This window comes from Micromonospora carbonacea, from assembly GCF_014205165.1.
Lineage (GTDB): Bacteria > Actinomycetota > Actinomycetes > Mycobacteriales > Micromonosporaceae > Micromonospora > Micromonospora carbonacea.
On the sequence record NZ_JACHMZ010000001.1, the window covers coordinates 4,274,267 to 4,289,075 of the forward strand.

Annotated in this window: 14 protein-coding genes and 2 pseudogenes; 5 read left to right on the top strand and 11 right to left on the bottom strand. The window is 76.8% G+C overall.

All coding sequences use genetic code 11. From position 1 onward, the window contains the following. Positions 1-61 precede the first annotated feature (61 nt). Positions 62-886, bottom strand: coding sequence for a DUF1206 domain-containing protein (locus HDA31_RS18245; protein WP_178064258.1), 825 nt, complete (start codon positions 884-886; stop codon positions 62-64). A 64-nt stretch (positions 887-950) separates the two neighbouring features. Continuing rightward, complete coding sequence (locus tag HDA31_RS18250; RefSeq protein ID WP_074475953.1) at positions 951-1,316, bottom strand: hypothetical protein; 366 nt, start codon at positions 1,314-1,316, stop codon at positions 951-953. A gap of 198 nt (positions 1,317-1,514) precedes the next feature. Between HDA31_RS18250 and HDA31_RS18255 the strand changes: the two genes are divergently transcribed. Next, a complete protein-coding gene (locus HDA31_RS18255; RefSeq protein ID WP_178064257.1) occupies positions 1,515-1,802 on the top strand; it encodes a GNAT family N-acetyltransferase in 288 nt (95 codons plus the stop codon). Positions 1,803-1,880: 78 nt separating this feature from the next. On the opposite strand, the pseudogene HDA31_RS33365 reads toward HDA31_RS18255, so the two are convergent. After that, positions 1,881-2,150, bottom strand: a pseudogene (locus HDA31_RS33365) (hypothetical protein); the annotation flags it as partial. Positions 2,151-2,279: 129 nt separating this feature from the next. Beyond that, a pseudogene (locus HDA31_RS18260) lies at positions 2,280-3,536 on the bottom strand (glycoside hydrolase family 3 protein); the annotation flags it as partial. Positions 3,537-3,683: 147 nt separating this feature from the next. Between HDA31_RS18260 and HDA31_RS32335 the strand changes: the two are divergent. The 4 genes from HDA31_RS32335 to HDA31_RS18275 all read left to right on the top strand — a co-directional run bounded on the left by HDA31_RS32335 (position 3,684) and on the right by HDA31_RS18275 (position 7,414). Next, entirely contained in the window at positions 3,684-3,809 is a 126-nt protein-coding gene (locus HDA31_RS32335; protein ID WP_255378728.1) for a hypothetical protein, read from the top strand. Between the two features lie 147 nt (positions 3,810-3,956). Further along, positions 3,957-5,588 (top strand): RecQ family ATP-dependent DNA helicase, encoded by a 1,632-nt coding sequence (locus tag HDA31_RS18265; protein ID WP_178064255.1) that lies wholly within the window; start codon positions 3,957-3,959, stop codon positions 5,586-5,588. A gap of 84 nt (positions 5,589-5,672) precedes the next feature. Next, positions 5,673-6,176, top strand: coding sequence for a hypothetical protein (locus tag HDA31_RS18270; RefSeq protein WP_074475950.1), 504 nt, complete (start codon positions 5,673-5,675; stop codon positions 6,174-6,176). A 212-nt stretch (positions 6,177-6,388) separates the two neighbouring features. Then, positions 6,389-7,414 carry an AraC-like ligand-binding domain-containing protein gene (locus HDA31_RS18275; RefSeq protein ID WP_178064254.1) on the top strand — a complete coding sequence of 342 codons (1,026 nt, stop codon included), beginning with the start codon at positions 6,389-6,391 and terminating at the stop codon, positions 7,412-7,414. Positions 7,415-7,627: 213 nt separating this feature from the next. Here the strand turns inward: HDA31_RS18275 and HDA31_RS18280 are convergent, their stop codons facing one another. The 7 genes from HDA31_RS18280 to HDA31_RS18310 are packed head-to-tail and all read right to left on the bottom strand — an operon-like array spanning position 7,628 to position 14,788. Beyond that, the gene (locus tag HDA31_RS18280; RefSeq protein ID WP_178064253.1) at positions 7,628-8,611 is read right to left on the bottom strand and encodes a DNA topoisomerase IB; all 984 of its coding nucleotides are present in this window, start codon (positions 8,609-8,611) and stop codon (positions 7,628-7,630) included. Then, positions 8,595-9,569, bottom strand: coding sequence for a glycosyltransferase family 9 protein (locus HDA31_RS18285; protein ID WP_178064252.1), 975 nt, complete (start codon positions 9,567-9,569; stop codon positions 8,595-8,597). The genes HDA31_RS18280 and HDA31_RS18285 overlap by 17 nt, the downstream gene beginning before the upstream one ends. Continuing rightward, positions 9,566-10,267: an SDR family oxidoreductase gene (locus HDA31_RS18290; RefSeq protein ID WP_178064251.1), complete on the bottom strand. Its 702-nt coding sequence runs from the start codon at positions 10,265-10,267 to the stop codon at positions 9,566-9,568. The genes HDA31_RS18285 and HDA31_RS18290 overlap by 4 nt, the downstream gene beginning before the upstream one ends. Then, entirely contained in the window at positions 10,264-11,739 is a 1,476-nt protein-coding gene (locus tag HDA31_RS18295; RefSeq protein ID WP_178064250.1) for a PfkB family carbohydrate kinase, read from the bottom strand. The genes HDA31_RS18290 and HDA31_RS18295 overlap by 4 nt, the downstream gene beginning before the upstream one ends. Before the next feature lie 12 nt (positions 11,740-11,751). Next, entirely contained in the window at positions 11,752-12,612 is an 861-nt protein-coding gene (locus tag HDA31_RS18300; RefSeq protein ID WP_178064249.1) for a D-sedoheptulose-7-phosphate isomerase, read from the bottom strand. Beyond that, positions 12,612-13,829: a glycosyltransferase gene (locus tag HDA31_RS18305; protein ID WP_178064248.1), complete on the bottom strand. Its 1,218-nt coding sequence runs from the start codon at positions 13,827-13,829 to the stop codon at positions 12,612-12,614. Before HDA31_RS18305 ends, HDA31_RS18300 begins: the two co-directional genes overlap by 1 nt. Then, positions 13,814-14,788 (bottom strand): glycosyltransferase, encoded by a 975-nt coding sequence (locus HDA31_RS18310; protein ID WP_178064247.1) that lies wholly within the window; start codon positions 14,786-14,788, stop codon positions 13,814-13,816. Before HDA31_RS18310 ends, HDA31_RS18305 begins: the two co-directional genes overlap by 16 nt. Positions 14,789-14,809: the final 21 nt, after the last annotated feature.

The window sequence follows — 14,809 nt, forward strand, 5'->3', positions numbered from 1 at the left end:
ATGGTGCCCGCTGTCCGCCGTGTCGGCCAAGCCGGGCCGGAACCGGCCGGGCCAGTCCGGATCACACCTTGCGGTACCGCGACTGGAGGAAGCAGTACACGCCGAAGCAGGCGATGCCGAGGGCGACCAGGGCGAGCAGGAACGGGCCGTACGACTGGTCGCGCAGGGTGCGCAGCGCGGCGTCGAGGCCGCGGGCCTTCTCCGGGTCGTAGTTGACCGCGGCGACGACCACCAGCAGGCCGGCGATGCCGTACGCGACGCCCTTGGCGACGTAGCCGGCCATGCCGAGGCGGAGGGCCAGGGTGCGGGTGTGCGCGTCCATCTCGCCGGTCTTGAGGTGCTCGCGGAACTTCTTCTTCCAGCCGTAGATCACCAGGCCGACGCCGACCGCGGCGAGCACCAGCCCGGCCAGGCCGACCAGCAACCGGCCGCCGCCGGACTCCATCAGCTTGCCGGTGAGGGCCTCCTGCTGGTCCGCGCCGCTCGACCCGGCGTTGGAGAAGACCTTCCAGGCGGTCCAGGCGAAGTAGAGGTAGACGAGGGTACGGGCGGCGGAGGCGATCCGCTCGAAGAGGCGCTCCCGGCCCTGCTCGGTGCGGTGCCCGACGGCGGCCTCCAGCGCCTGCCAGATCGCCATGGCGAGCATGCCGACGGCGATCGCGACGCAGAGGAACTTGCCCATGGGCTGCTCGGCCAGGGTGCTGAGCGCACCGGTCTGGTCGCCGTCCTTGCCGCCCGAGTCGCCGAAGGCGATCTGCAGGGCGAGCCAGGCGAACAGCAGGTGCACCACGCCGTAGCCGATGAAACCGGCCCGGGCGAGTAGTTCGAGCCACCGGCTGTTCGCGGCCTGCGAGGCGGTGGCTTCGGCGTTTCGGGTGAGTGACATGGCGCCTCAATCTCCGATTGCGGAGATCCCCAAACGTCGGCCACCGCCCGGGCGGCCCTCCCGGTCAGCCGTTGGGGTTGCGGGAGACGCGGATCTTGACCTGCTCGTCGGTGACGCTGTCCAGGGTGACCGCGAAGCCGCCGACCTCGGTGGCCTGCTGCCCCACGGTCAGCGAGAGCTGCTCGCCGGCCACCTCGACGGTCACCTGGTCGCCCTGGGCGCCGACCAGCTTGGCCTCGACGCCGAGGATGGTGGCGCTGGCCTCGACGCCCCGGTCGAAGGTCACCGTGCAGGCGTCCAGGCCGCAGTCGGTGGAGGCGCCCTCGGAGCTGCACCCGGCGAGCAGGGCGACGCCGAGTGCCAGGCCGGCCAGCAGGCCGGCGGCCCGGCGGGTGGGGGTGGACGGGAAGGTGCCGCGTCGGTTCGTCACGCGATCAAGGGTACGAGACCCCCGCGACCCGCCCGGTGGGCGAAGGAGGGGCCCCTTGTTAACGCCTCCGGTAGAGCGGGGCACCCTTCTCACACCCCCAACGGGGCGGCGGCGGGGGCGGGGCAAGACGGCGGGCGGGGCGGGGGCGACTGGCGGCGAATCGGGCCGGGCGGCGGGGGGCCGGGGCAGAATGGCCGGGTGAGCTTCCTGGTCGAGGACAATCCCGCCCGCCACCGCTTCGAGATCCTGGTTGACGACGCGCTGGCCGGGTTCACCGCGTACCTGCCCCGGGGCGAGGTGCTGATCTTCACCCACACCGAGGTCGACGCGAAGTTCCAGAACATGGGCGTCGGGGCGGCGCTGATGCGGGCCACCCTGGACCAGGTCCGCGAGCGCGGCGGCCGGGTGGTGCCGAGGTGCCCGTTCATGGCGGCCTTCATCGAGCGCCACCCCGAGTACGCGGACCTGGTCACCGCCGCCCCCTGAGGGCCGCGACGGCACCTGATCCGGCCGGGCCCAGCCGACCGTGGACCGAGCCGACCGTGGACCCAGCAGCCCAGGAACTCAGCCGACCACGGGCTCGGCCACGCCGGCCAGCGGCATCGCGGCGGCGAGTCCCGTGCCGGCCAGCAGTTCGGCGGCGGCCAGGGCACCGGCTCGGGTCGCGCCGTGGGTGGCGACGTGCACGGCGCCTGTGACGAGGGCCGGCACGCCCAGCTCGACCACCACCGCGTCCGGGCGGACGGCGAGGGCCCGGGCCACCGCGGCGCGCATCCAGTCGTGTCGGTGCAGGTCGCGGACGACCAGCACCAGCGGCCGGCCGGCGGCCCCGGCGACAGCACCAGAAAGAGCTCCGCCGGCAGGACCGGCAAGAACTCCGGCGGCACCGGCAGCAGCGCCGGAAAGAGCACCAGCAGCACCGGCAGGAGCACCGCCGACGGCCCCCGCGGGGACGTCGCCGAGATCGTCCGCGCCGAGGCGGACCGCGGTGGTGCCCGGGAGCAGGGCGGCCAGCGGGGCGGCGATCCCCCACGGGGTCTCCGCGCCGATCGCGATGTTGCGGGGCGGCTCGAACTCGACCACGTGCGGCGCCCCAGCCAGCGGCAGGACCCCGGCGCCGCTCGCCGTGACCCGTACGGCGCGGCGGGCGGCGGCCAGCCCGATCGGGGAGCCGCCCGGGGCGGCGGTGGGGCGGGACGGTGCGTCCGCCCGGGCCGCCACCGTCCAGGCGGCGAGCTGGCCGACGCGCTTGGCCGCCTCGGCCAGCCGCTGTTCGGGCAGCTCGCCGGCGACGACGGCGGCGACGATCGCGTCGCGCAGCTCGCGGGCGGCGTCCTCGTCGGCGCGCTCGCCGCCGACGCAGATCGCGTCCGCCCCGGCGGCGAGGGCGCGGACCGCCGCGCCGGCGAAGCCGTACCGGTCGGCGACCGCCCGCATCTCCACCGCGTCGGTGACGATCACGCCCGAGAAGCCCAGTTCCTCGCGGAGCAGGCCGCCGAGGATGCGGGGGCTGAGGGTGGCCGGCAGCCGCGGGTCGAGCGCCGGCACGAGCAGGTGGCCGGTCATCACGGCCTGCACGCCGGCCGCCACGGCGGCCCGGAACGGCACCAGCTCGGCGGCGTCGAGCTGCTCGCGGCTGCCGCCGATGCGGGGCAGGTCGTGGTGGGAGTCGACGCGGGTGTCGCCGTGGCCGGGGAAGTGCTTGGCGCAGGCGGCGACCCCGCCGGACTGGAGGCCGCGTACCCAGGCGGCGGTGTGCCGGGCGACGAGGGCCGGGTCGGCGCCGAAGGCGCGTACCCCGATCACGGGGTTGGCGGGGTTGGAGTTGACGTCGGCGTCCGGGGCGTAGTCGAGGGTGACGCCGACGGACGCCAGGTCGCGGCCCAGGTCGCGGGCCACCTCGGCGGTCAGCTCCGGGTCGTCGACGGCGCCGAGGGCGAAGTTGCCGGGCCGGGAGCTGCCCCGGCCGGACTCGATGCGGGTGACGTCGCCGGCCTCCTCGTCGATGGCGACGATCACGTCGGGACGCTCGGCGCGCAGCGCGGCGGTGAGCGCGGCGACCTGGTCGAGGTCGACGATGTTGCGGGCGAAGAGCACCACCGAGCCGAGTCCGTCGCCGAGCCACCGCAGGACCCACGGCGGCGGGGTGGTGCCGACGAATCCGGGTTGCAGGACGGCGGCCGCCAGGCTCGCCAGGTTCCCCGTCGGTGCGCTGCTCATGCGGCTGCCGTACCCCCGTCTTGGGCCGTGTCGGACCGGCCGCGGGCCGCGGCGGTGCTGCCATGGTCACACCACCGCCGGCAAATAGTCAATAAACCTTACTGTTACTGTCTGGCGCGGTCCGGCCCTTCGTGGGAGAGTTCCCACATGCCTGTCCCGCCGCTCGCCGACGCCACCAGCGCGGCCGACGTGCCCGGCGTCCGCCTGCTCGGCCTGATCGTCGGCGGCCTCCTGCTGCTCGCCGCGATCCGGGCCATGTTCGGCCGCCGCTGACCACCGCCGCCGCGCCGCGCCACCGGCACGGCGCGGCGCAGGAAACGCCGGGAAGGGTCCCCGGTGCGGCAGAAGGCGTCGACAGGGGCGTTTCCTTCCGCTCCGCCGGGTTTCGGGGATGATCGGCCCGGGTACCTCCGGCCCTCGATGAAGCTGTCCACGCACTCGATGACGTTGCGCCGCGCGGCGCGGAGCCTCTTCGGCTGGAAAGCGCTGCGGCCCAACCAGCTCGCCGCCATGCGCGCGGTGATGAAGCGACGCGACGCCCTGGTGGTGCTGCCCACCGGTGCCGGCAAGTCGGCGATCTACCAGATCCCGGCCAGCCTGATCCCCGGCCCGACCGTGGTGATCTCCCCCCTGCTCGCCCTCCAGCAGGACCAGATCGCGGCCCTCAACGAGCGCCGCCGCCCCGAGCTGCGGGCGGTGCGGATCAGCTCGGACGAGACGCCCGCCCAGCAGGCGGAGGCGATCGACGAGATCCGCGCGGGCCGGGCCGAGTTCCTGTTCATCACGCCGGAGCAGTTGGCCAACCCCGACCGGATGGCCGAGGTCAGGTCGCTCAGGCCGGCGCTCGTGGCGATCGACGAGGCGCACTGCATCTCGGCCTGGGGGCACGACTTCCGCCCCGACTACCTGGCGCTGGGGCACCTCATCGAGGGCATCGGCCGGCCCCCCGTGGTGGCCCTGACCGCCACCGCCTCCCCGCCGGTACGCGACGACATCGTCGCCCGGCTGCGGCTGCGCGACGCCGAGGTGGTCGTCTCCGGGCTGGACCGGCCGAACCTGTTCCTGGAGGTCGCGCACTGCCCCACCGAGGACTACCGGTGGCGGCGGCTGCTCGCCCTGCTGCGCGAGGACGGCCGCCCCGGGATCATCTACGTGCCGACCCGGCGGGCGGCCGAGGAGCTGGCCGCCCGGCTCACCGACGCCGGCTTCCCGGCCGAGTTCTACCACGGCGGGATGCCCGCCGGGGCGCGCGGCGAGCTGCACGAGGCGTTCCTCGCCGACCGAGTGCCCATCATGGTGGCCACCTCGGCGTTCGGCATGGGCATCGACAAGCCGAACATCGCCTGGGTGGTGCACATGGCGCTGCCGGACTCGCCGGACAGCTACTTCCAGGAGATCGGCCGGGCCGGGCGCGACGGGGAGCCGGCCCGGGTGCTGCTGCTGTGGCAGGCCGAGGACGTCGGCCTGCAACGCTTCTTCACCGGCGGCCTGCCGGACGCCACCGAGCTGCGCGACCTGGCGGCCCTGCTGCGGCGCAAGCCGGCCAGCAAGAAGGAGCTGCGGGAGGCGACCGGCCTGGGGCCGCGCAAGCTGGGCCAGTATCTCGCCCTGCTGGAGCAGGTCGGCGCCGCCGAGCCCCGGTCGCGGCAGCGCATCGGCGCGCCCCGGTACTCGCCGACGCCGGTCGAGGCCGGCGACGCGGCGCGGGCCGAGGCGGAGCGCCAGCAGACCGTCACCCGGTCGCGGACGGACATGATGCGGGCCTTCGCGGAGACGACCGGCTGCCGGGGGCAGGCGCTGCTGGCGTACTTCGGTGAGCAGATGACGCGGGTCTGCGGGCACTGCGACAACTGCCTCGCCGGCACCAGCGTCGCCGACGACGGCGCGAGCGGGCCGTTCCCGGTGCACAGCAAGGTGCGCCACCCCGAGTGGGGGCCCGGCATGGTGCTCAGCTACGAGGAGGACCGGATGACGGTGCTCTTCGAGGAGGTCGGTTACAAGACGCTGTCGGTGCGCGTGGTGTCCGAACAGGGCCTGTTGACCCTCGACTAGCCTGAGCCGGGCCATCAGGCCACGGCAGCGGGACGGACCACCGTGCCCACGGCACAGAGATGCAACGACGAGAGGAGCGCGGTCGTGATCGAACAGCCGGCGTACACCGGGTTCGGTTTCTCCGACGAGGAGTGGGGGCTGCTGGTCGGCCTGCCGCAGTCGGTGCTGACCGCGGCGAGCGCCGCCGAACACGACAGCGCCCGCCGCACCATGGCCGAGAACGCGGCCGGGTTGGAGAGCATCGCCACGGGCCGTGAGTCGGGCAGCCCGCTCGTGGCCGCCGTGGCCGGCGAGATCGTGGCCCGGGTGGGTGACCCCGAGGCCGGCGAGGAGCTGCCGGTGATCGCGCCGGCGGACCCGCGGGCGGTGATCGAGGACGTGCTGAACCGGGCGGCCTCGGCGGCCCGGCTGCTGGCCGAGAAGGTCGACGAGGGCGAGGCCGGCGCCTACAAGCACTGGCTCGTGGAGATCGCCGAGCACGTGGTGAGCGCGGCCTCCAGCGGCGGGATCCTGGGCCTCGGCGGCGACGTGGTGAGCGACTCCGAGCGGCGCTTCCGCGACCGGCTCTCCCAGGTCCTCAACGACTGAGCCGACGACGGGCGTCCGATCGCCAATGCCGCTGGCGGCTGCCGCCCCACGGACAGCGGACGATCGGACGCCTGCCCGGGTGCCCGCCCCGCGCCCGGCCCGGGTCAGCCGCCGGCCTTGTCCAGCTCGACCAGGTCGTCGGAGCGGGCGAGGCCCGACGGCCCGCGCCGCGTCCGACCCGGCGGCGCTCCCCGCCGAGCCGGGCGTCGACAATGGAGGGAGGCGACGACGGGGAGACGCTGATGGGTGGGTTGCGCACCGAGCGGCTGGACACGACGGCGCTGCCGGCGCCCGAACGCTGGCCGTTCTTCACGGAACTCGCCTCCCGTGCCTCCGCCCCGATGGCGATGGACAGCGAGCACACGGCGGACTTCCGGGCCGACGTCGACATGGTGGCGCTGGGCGAGGTGGAGCTGTGCCGGTTCCACTACCAGTCCCTGGTCGGCCGGCGCACCCCGCGCCTGATCCGGCAGGCCGATCCGGAGGTCTTCCAGATCGCCCTCACCCTCGCCGGCACCAGCGTCATCGGTGCCGGCCGGGGCACGAACGCGATCCCCGTCGGCGACCTGACCCTGGTCGACTGGGCGCGCCCCCACCGACTCGTGCACTCGGGCCGGGGCGACGAACGGGCCCAGGCCAGCGCCGTCACCGCGCTGGTGCCCCGCGCCCGCCTGCCGCTGCCTCCCGACCGGGTCGGCGGGCTGAGCGCGGCGCGGATGTCGGGCACCGAGGGCCCGGGCGCGCTGCTGGCCCAGCACCTGCTCCAGATCACCGGGCATCCCGAACAGTTCCGGGCCGCCGACGCGCCCCACCTGGCCGACGTCACCCTCACCCTGATCTCCCTGCTGCTGGCCCGCCACCTCGACGACGAGCCCCGGCTCCCGGCCGAGATGCGCCAGCAGGCGCTGCTCACCCAGGTCCACGACTTCATCGAACGCCACCTCGACGATCCGGACCTGTCGCCCCGGGCCGTCGCCGACGCCCACCACGTCGCCCTGCGTACCCTGCACCGCCTCTTCGCCGACGAGGAGGAATCGGTCGGCGGGGCCATCCGTCGCCGTCGGCTGGAGCGCTGCCGGCGGGACCTGGCGGACCCGCTGCTGCGCGACCGGCCCGTCCAGGCCATCGCCGCCCGCTGGGGCTTCCGCGACAAGGCGCACTTCAGCCGCGCCTTCCGTGCCGCGTACGGCCTCAGCCCCCGGGCCTGGCGGGAGAGCGCCCGGCCGGGGACCGGCTGACCCGGGGCGCGGCGGCGCCCACCCGCGCGGCACGGATCGTCAACCACCTGGCACGCTGGGTCAACTCCCCGACCGGTTCCGCTCAGATACTGGGTACGGGCCGGACTCGGGGCAACCCCGCGGCGGCCCGCACGTAACGGGGGCCGCGGCGAGCGCCCGCGACAACCCGGTCGCGGGCGGCCGCCCGGTGCCGCCGGGCCCCTGGGCGGGGCGTCAGGCGTCCGCCAGCAGCTCCAGCACCCGCCGCTCCGCCTCCGCGCGGGGGGTCCCCGGCACGACCGGGGCGACCACCCCGTCGTGGAACAGGTCCACCACCCGGGGGTCCACGTACGAGGTGCGGGCCACGGTCGCCGTGTTGCCCAGCAGCTCCGCGACCTGCCGCATCACCGCCGCCACCGCCCGGCGGCGGGCCGTCACGGACCGGGCCGGCACGTGGCCCGCCAGCTCGGTGGCCGCCAGCACGGTGGCATGCCAGGTGCGGAAGTCCTTCGCGGTCATCTCGCCGCCGCTGGCGTCGCGCAGGTAGTCGTTGACCTCGTCGCTGCGCACGTCCCGCCAGCCCCGGCCGTCCCAGTAGCCGAACAGCCGGTCGGCGGCGCGCCGGCGGCGGCGCAGGTTGGCCAGCACCCGGCACAGCTGCGGGTCCTCGATGCGCCGCACCTGTTCGACGCCGCCCTTGGCGGGGAACGCGAAGACCACGCAGCCGCCCCGGCTGCGCGCGTGCTCGGGGCGCAGCGTGGCCACGCCGAAGGTGGCGTCGTCGCCGACGGCGTACTGGTCGCTGCCGACGCGGAACGTGCCCATGTCGAGCAGCCGGGTGACCGTGGCCAGCACCCGGTCCCGGTTCAGCCCCCGGCCGGTCAGGTCCCGCCCCACCCGCTCGCGCAGCACGGGCAGCCGCCGGGCGACCTCCAGCACGTGGTCGAACTTCTCCTCGTCGCGCTGCTGCCGCCAGCGGGGGTGGTAGAGGTACTGCTTGCGCCCGGCCGCGTCGACCCCGGTGGCCTGGATGTGCCCGTTGGGGTGGGGCGAGATCCACACGTCCCGCCAGGCCGGCGGGATCACCAGCTCCCGCAGCCGGCCCAGCTCGTCGGGGTCGCGCACCGGGTCGCCGGCCGGGTCGAGGAACAGCCATCCCCGGCCGCGCCGCAGGCGGCCGTATCCGGGCCTGCCCGGGTCGCTACGCCGTAACCGCACCGGCAACTCGCACCGCCTGTTCCGCCTCCGCCACGGCGGCCAGCACCTCGCCGACGCCGATCGCCGCCAACGCCGGATCGGTTCCTACCCCGGCGGACGGGGACCAGTCCCCCGCCGGACCGCCGCCGCGGGGCGTCCCCGCCCACAGCGCCCGGTGCCACGGCCGCTCCGGCGGCGGCCCCCACCGGCCCGGCGGGACCGGGCCGAACAGGACCACCGACGGGGTGCCGTAGCCGGTGGCGAGGTGGGCGACGCCGGTGTCGCCGCTGACCACGAGGCGGGCGTGCGCCACCAGGGCGGCCAGCCCGCCGAGGTCCGTGCGGCCGGCGAGCACCGCGTCCGGGGCGAGCCCCGCCCGCCGGGCCACCCGCCCGGCCAGCGCCCGCTCGTCGGCCGACCCGGTGACCACGACCCGGTGACCGCGCCCGGCCAGGGCGCGGGCCACCGCCGCGAAGCGTCCGGGGGGCCAGCGCTTCGCCGGGATCTTGCTGCCCGGGTGCACGATGCTCACCCCGGCCGGGACCGGGCCGGCGGGCGGGCGGCGCAGGGCGAGGTCGGCGCGGTCGGCGAGGATGCCGTACCAGGCGAGCAGGCGGCACCAGCGGTCGACCTCGTGCTCGTCGGGCCGCCAGTCGGGGCCGTCGACGTGCCCGGCGTCGGGGTGGGCGAACGCGAGCAGCCGGCGCGGTCGGGCGGCGGCGAGCAGCCGGTGCGACTGCGGGCCGCGCCCGTGCAGGTTGACGGCCAGGTCCGGGGGCGGGTCGGGCCGGTCGAGGGGGGCCAGTCCGGCCGCCGGCACGAGCCGGTCGACGCCGCCGACGAGGTCGACCAGGGGGGCCAGCCAGGCGGGCGCGGCCAGGGCGAGTTCCCGGTCGGGGTGGGCGGCGCGCAGCGCGCGCAGCGCGGGCACGGCGGTGGCGAGGTCGCCGACGCCGAGGGCGCGCAGGGCGAGGATCACGGGTACGACGACTCCCGCTCGGCGCAGACGACCAGCTCGCGCACGGCGCTGCCGGGCGGCTGGGAGAGGGCGAACAGGACGGCGGCGGCCGTGTCGGCGGGGTCGTTCAGGCTGGCGTCGGGGCCGGGCCGGTACTGGGGATCGCGTTCGTCGAAGAACGCGGTGCGCATGCCGCCGGGGACGAGCAGGGTGACGCCGACGGAGCCGGCGAGTTCGGCGGCGAGGGCGCGGGTGAAGCCGACGACGCCGAACTTGGCGGCGCAGTAGGCGGTGGCGTCGCTGACGGCCTTGACGCCGAGGGTGGAGGCGACGGTGACCACGTTGCCCCGGGCCGCCTCCAGCCAGGGCAGGGCGGCCCGGACGACGGCGGCGGTGGAGAGCAGGTCGACGGTGACGATGCGGTCCCAGGTGTCGCCGGGGACGTCGGCGAGCCGGCCGGGCACGTCGATGCCGGCGGCGGTGACGACGGCGTCGAGGCCGCCGGAGCGTTCGGCGAGGTGCCGGGTGGCGTCCTCGGCGGCGCGCGGGTCGGCGAGGTCGCACTCGACCCAGGGCACCCCGTCGGCCGGCGCCTGCCGGTCCAGCACCACCGGCCGTCCGCCGGACTTCGCCACGGCGGCCACCACGGCCGCCCCCAACCCGCTGGACCCGCCCGTGACCAGGACGGTCGGCCCGGCTCCCGGTGCGCTCGCGCTCATCGTGCCCCCTTGATCGTCGTGCCGTCCACGTCGACGCCCACCCGCAGGTCCGGCGTCCGCGCCCCGCCGGTGGCGCGGGCGGCGGCGATCATGTCGGTGGTCGAGCGCCCGTCGAGGTACGGCACGACCACCGTGTGCCCGCCCCAGCGGCGCAGCACCTCCGCCTCGGGCAGCGCCGGCCCGCCGCCGCCGGCGTAGTCGCCGCCCTTGACCCACACGTCGGGGCGCAGCCAGGTCAGCGCCGCCTCCGGGGTGGGCTCGTCGAAGACCAGCACCGCGTCGACGCAGCCCAGCGCCGCCAGCAGCCGGCTGCGGTCGCCCTGCGGCACCACCGGCCGGTCCGGGCCCTTCAGCCCGGCCACGCTCGCGTCGGAGTTGACGCAGACGACGAGGCAGTCGCCGAGCTGCCGGGCCGCCTCCAGGGTGGCCACGTGTCCTGCGTGCAGCAGGTCGAAGCAGCCGCCGGTGGCCACCACGGTGCCGCCGGCCGCGCGTACCCCGGCGACGACCTCCGCGGCGGCGGCGACCCCGATCCGGGGCCCGCCGGGGCGCGACGGCGGCGCGGCGGCGGCCCGGACCGGGGCCGGCAGGGCGGCGGCCACTCCCCCGGCGGCGACGTACCCCGACGCCTCGGTGACGGCCGCCTGCACCGCCTCGGAGACCAGCGCGCCCCGGGACAGGGCGATGGTGGCGGTCGCGGCGAACCGGTCGCCCGCGCCGCAGGTGTCCCCCTCGGCGCTGGCCGGCGCGGGCACCACCAGCGGCGTGGAGCCGGCGTGGCAGAGCAGCGCCCCGTCGCCGCCCAGGGTGACGGTGACCGCCCCGGCCCGCCAGCGCCGGCGCAGCTCCTGCGCGCCCCGCGACGCGGTGGCCAGCCGGGACCCGCCCGGCGCGGCCTTCACCAGCTCACGCACCTCGGACTCGTTCGGGGTGGCCAGGTGCACGCCCGGCACGGCGGCGGGGCCGCGCGGGTGCGGGTCCCACACCACGGGGGCCCGGGTGGCCGCGAGCGCCGCCCGCAGGGCCGGCTGCCGGGCCACCCCCCGGCCGTAGTCGCTGACCAGCACGGCGGACGCGGCGGCCAGCAGCCGCAGCACGGCCTCGCTGGGCTCCCCGGGCGCGCCGGCCGCGCCGCCCCGGTCGTGGCGCAGCAGCACCCGGCCCCGGGCGTGCAGCCGGATCTTCTCGCAGGTGGCGCCGCGCAGCGGCAGCGCGTACACCTGCACCCCGGCGGCGGCGAGCAGCTCGGCCAGCCGCGCCCCGCCCGCGTCGTCGGCGAGGGCGGTCACCAGCGCCACCTCGGCGCCCTGCGCTGCCGCGAAGACCGCCGCGAGGCCGGCACCGCCGGGCCGGTCGACGGCCGTGGACTCGTCGAGGACGGGCACCGGCGAGTCCGGACAGAGCCGGTTCACCACCCCCTCGACGTCCCGGTCGAGCAGGATGTCACCGACCACCACCACGGGTCCCGTCATCAGCTCGCCTCCTCATCCCGCCTCGGTCTGCCGGCCCGTACCGTCGTCGAGCACCACCTCGACCCCGGCGCGCACCGCAGGGTCCGGCGCGCCGGCCGCCGGTGGCGCGCCGGCCACCGCCGGCCCTGTGCGGCCCGCCGCCCCGGTGGCCGGCGTCGTGCGGCCCGCCGCCCCGGTGGCCGGTGGCACAGCGCGGCCCGCCGCCGCGAGCGCGGCGGGGAGCACGCGGTCGACGTACTCGCAGAGCACGTGGGTGGAGACCAGGTGCAGCTCCTGGACGACCTGGCTGTCGGGGGAGGCGATGGCGAGGGTGTCGTGGCAGGCGTCGGCGAGGGGGTTGGGGGTGGGCCCGGTGAACGCCCAGCAGCGCAGCCCGGCGTGGCGGCCGGCGTGGGCGGCGGCGACGAGGTTGGCGCTGGCCCCGCTTGTCGACATGAGCAGCAGGATGTCGTCGGGCCGGCCGTGTGCGCGGACCTGCCGGGCGAAGACCTCGTCGTAGCCGTAGTCGTTGCCGATGGCGGTGAGCGCGCTGGTCTCGGCGTGCAGGGCGAGCGCCGACAGCGGCTCGCGGTCGTCGCGGAGCTTGCCGACGAGTTCGGCGGTGAGGTGCTGGGCCTCGGCGGCGCTGCCACCGTTGCCGGCGACCAGCAGCCGGCCGCCGGCGGCCAGCCGGTGCGCCAGCTCCCCGCCCCAGCGGGCCAGCAGCTCCTCCGCGCGCCGGTAGGGCAGCAGCGCGGCGGCGAGGGCGGCCAGGTGCGCGTCGAGCACCGACGCGCCGGGTCCGGCGGGCCCGGCGGAACCAGTGGCGGGGCGGGCCTGACCGGCGGCGGAACCGGCGGTGCGGGCCGGGCGGGCCGGGCGGGCGGCGGCCATCAGGCGACCACCCGGGTGGGCCGGCGCACGGCGGCGACCTCGCCGTACACCTCCGCCAGCCGCTGGGCGGTGGCCGCCCAGGAGTAGCTGCGCCGGGCCCGGTCGCGGGCCGCGCCGGCGTACGCGAACCGGCGGATCCGGTCGTCGAGCAGGTCCCGGATCGCGGCGCCCAGCGCGCGCGGGTCCCGGGCGGGCACCAGGTCCCCGGTGACCCCGTCGAGGACGGTGTCGGTCAGCCCGCCGACGGCCGTGCCGACCACGGGCACGCCGCAGGCCATGGCCTCCAGCGGGGTCAGCCCGAACGGCTCGTACCAGGGGGCGGCGACCAGCACGTCGGCGGAGCGGTACCAGCGGCCCATCTCCTCCCGGGGCACCGCCCCGACCAGGCGCACCCGGTCGGCGACGCCGCACTCGCGGGCGAGGGCCCGCAGCCGCCGGGCGTGCGGGTCGGTCTCCAGCAGCCCCTCGGGCGGGCCGCCCACCACCACGCACTCGGCGTCGGGCACCAGGGGCATCGCGCGGATCACGTCCTGGAAGCCCTTGCGTTCCACCAGGCGGCCGACGGTGAGCACGCGGGCCCGGCCCGGGTCCCGCCCGACGGCCGGGCCGAGCGGGGCGAACGTGGCCAGGTTGACCCCGGACGGGACCACGCTGATCCGGCCCCGGGGGACGCCGAGGCGGACCAACTCGGTCACCTCGTCCTGGCACTGGGCCACGACCCGGTCGACGGCCCGGCCCAGGTCCCGCTCGTCGCGGATCCGGCCGGGCGGGCTGGTGTCCTGGGCGCCCTGGTGCCGGCGCTTCACGGTGCCGAGGGCGTGGTACGTCTGCACCACCGGCACGCCGGTGCGCCGGCCGGCGGCCAGCCCGGCCAGCCCGCTCATCCAGAAGTGGGCGTGGATCACCTCGGGCGTCCAGTCCCCGCCCCGCCACCGCTGGGCCAGCCAGCGGCCGAACGCCGGCATGTGCGGCAGCAGCGCGTCCTTGGCCATCGGCTCGGCCGGGCCAGCCGGCACGTGCACCACCTCGTAGCCGTCGGGGGCGCGGACTGCCACCGGCAGGTCCACCGCGTCGCGGCGGGTGTAGACCCGCACGTCGTGACCGGCGGCGGCGAGCGCGGCGGAGAGCTCCGCGACATGCGTGTTCTGGCCGCCGGCGTCCTCGCCGCCGAGGACGGCGAGCGGGCTGGCGTGCTCCGAGATCATCGCGATGCGCATACTTCCTCCTCCAGCAGCCGGTCCCAGTCGGCGAGGAAACGCTCCAGCCCGTAGCGGTCCCGGGCGGCCCTGCGCGCCGCCGCGCCCGCCCGAGCGGCGGCGGCGGGGTCGTCGAGGAACCGGCGGGCAGCCCCCAGCAGGTCGTCGACGCGGGTGGAGAGCGCGCCGGCCTCGGGCGGGACGGCCACCACCGCCTCGGTGGCGGCGAGCGCGACGACGGGCATGCCGATGGTCATGGCCTCGACCAGGCTGAGCCCGAGGGAGGTCCACCGGCACAGGTGCAGGTACGCCCGCCGCCGGGCCAGCTCGGCGTGCATCCGCTCCTGCGGCACGTCGTCGTGGCTGGTGACGCGGTCGGCGGGCAGCCCGAGCCGGTCGGCCAGCCCGGTCACCCCCATGCCGAAGACGTCGAGGGGGGCCAGCTCGGCGAAGCGGGGCAGCAGGTCGGTGCCGGTGACCCGCCAGCGGCGTACCGGCTCGTTGATGACGACGGCGAGCCGGTCGAGTTCGCCGGTCCACTCGACGGCGGGGGCGACGACGCCGTGCTCGACGACGGCGGTGCGGGTGGCCCCGTTGTCCCAGAACAGCTCGTTGAACCCGGTCACGTGGGTGAGCAGCAGGTCGTCGCGGTCGGCCATCGGGTGCCGGGTGTCGGGCACGTCGCCCTTGGGGGTGTTGTGCTCGACGTAGATCGCCGGCACGTCCCGGCCGACCCGCCGGCCCAGCCAGTCGCAGGCCAGGTCGAACTCCTCGGGGCGCTGGAGGACGACCAGGTCGACGTCGGTCCGGCGCAGCTCGCGGGGGCTGACCTCGACGGCGCTGGCGGGCCACGGGTAGGTGCGCGCCCGGCCGAGGCCGTAGGGGCCCCGGTCGGGGGTGACGGGCACCAGGTAGCGGTGCCTGCCGTGCACGAAGGACGTGGTCCAGGAGCCGTGCACGTGCCACACCAGGACGTTCATCGGCCGCCCCCGCCGCCGGCC

What these genes read in the sequence shown, in the direction of transcription:
- HDA31_RS18245 (WP_178064258.1), bottom strand. Translation starts at nt 886, where the DNA reads ATGTCACTCACCCGAAACGCCGAAGCCACCGCCTCGCAGGCCGCGAAC.
- HDA31_RS32335 (WP_255378728.1), top strand. Translation starts at nt 3,684, where the DNA reads ATGCCTGTCCCGCCGCTCGCCGACGCCACCAGCGCGGCCGACGTGCCC.
- HDA31_RS18265 (WP_178064255.1), top strand. Translation starts at nt 3,957, where the DNA reads ATGAAGCTGTCCACGCACTCGATGACGTTGCGCCGCGCGGCGCGGAGC.
- HDA31_RS18275 (WP_178064254.1), top strand. Translation starts at nt 6,389, where the DNA reads ATGGAGGGAGGCGACGACGGGGAGACGCTGATGGGTGGGTTGCGCACC.
- HDA31_RS18290 (WP_178064251.1), bottom strand. Translation starts at nt 10,267, where the DNA reads ATGAGCGCGAGCGCACCGGGAGCCGGGCCGACCGTCCTGGTCACGGGC.
- HDA31_RS18295 (WP_178064250.1), bottom strand. Translation starts at nt 11,739, where the DNA reads ATGACGGGACCCGTGGTGGTGGTCGGTGACATCCTGCTCGACCGGGAC.
- HDA31_RS18300 (WP_178064249.1), bottom strand. Translation starts at nt 12,612, where the DNA reads ATGGCCGCCGCCCGCCCGGCCCGCCCGGCCCGCACCGCCGGTTCCGCC.
- HDA31_RS18305 (WP_178064248.1), bottom strand. Translation starts at nt 13,829, where the DNA reads ATGCGCATCGCGATGATCTCGGAGCACGCCAGCCCGCTCGCCGTCCTC.
- HDA31_RS18310 (WP_178064247.1), bottom strand. Translation starts at nt 14,788, where the DNA reads ATGAACGTCCTGGTGTGGCACGTGCACGGCTCCTGGACCACGTCCTTC.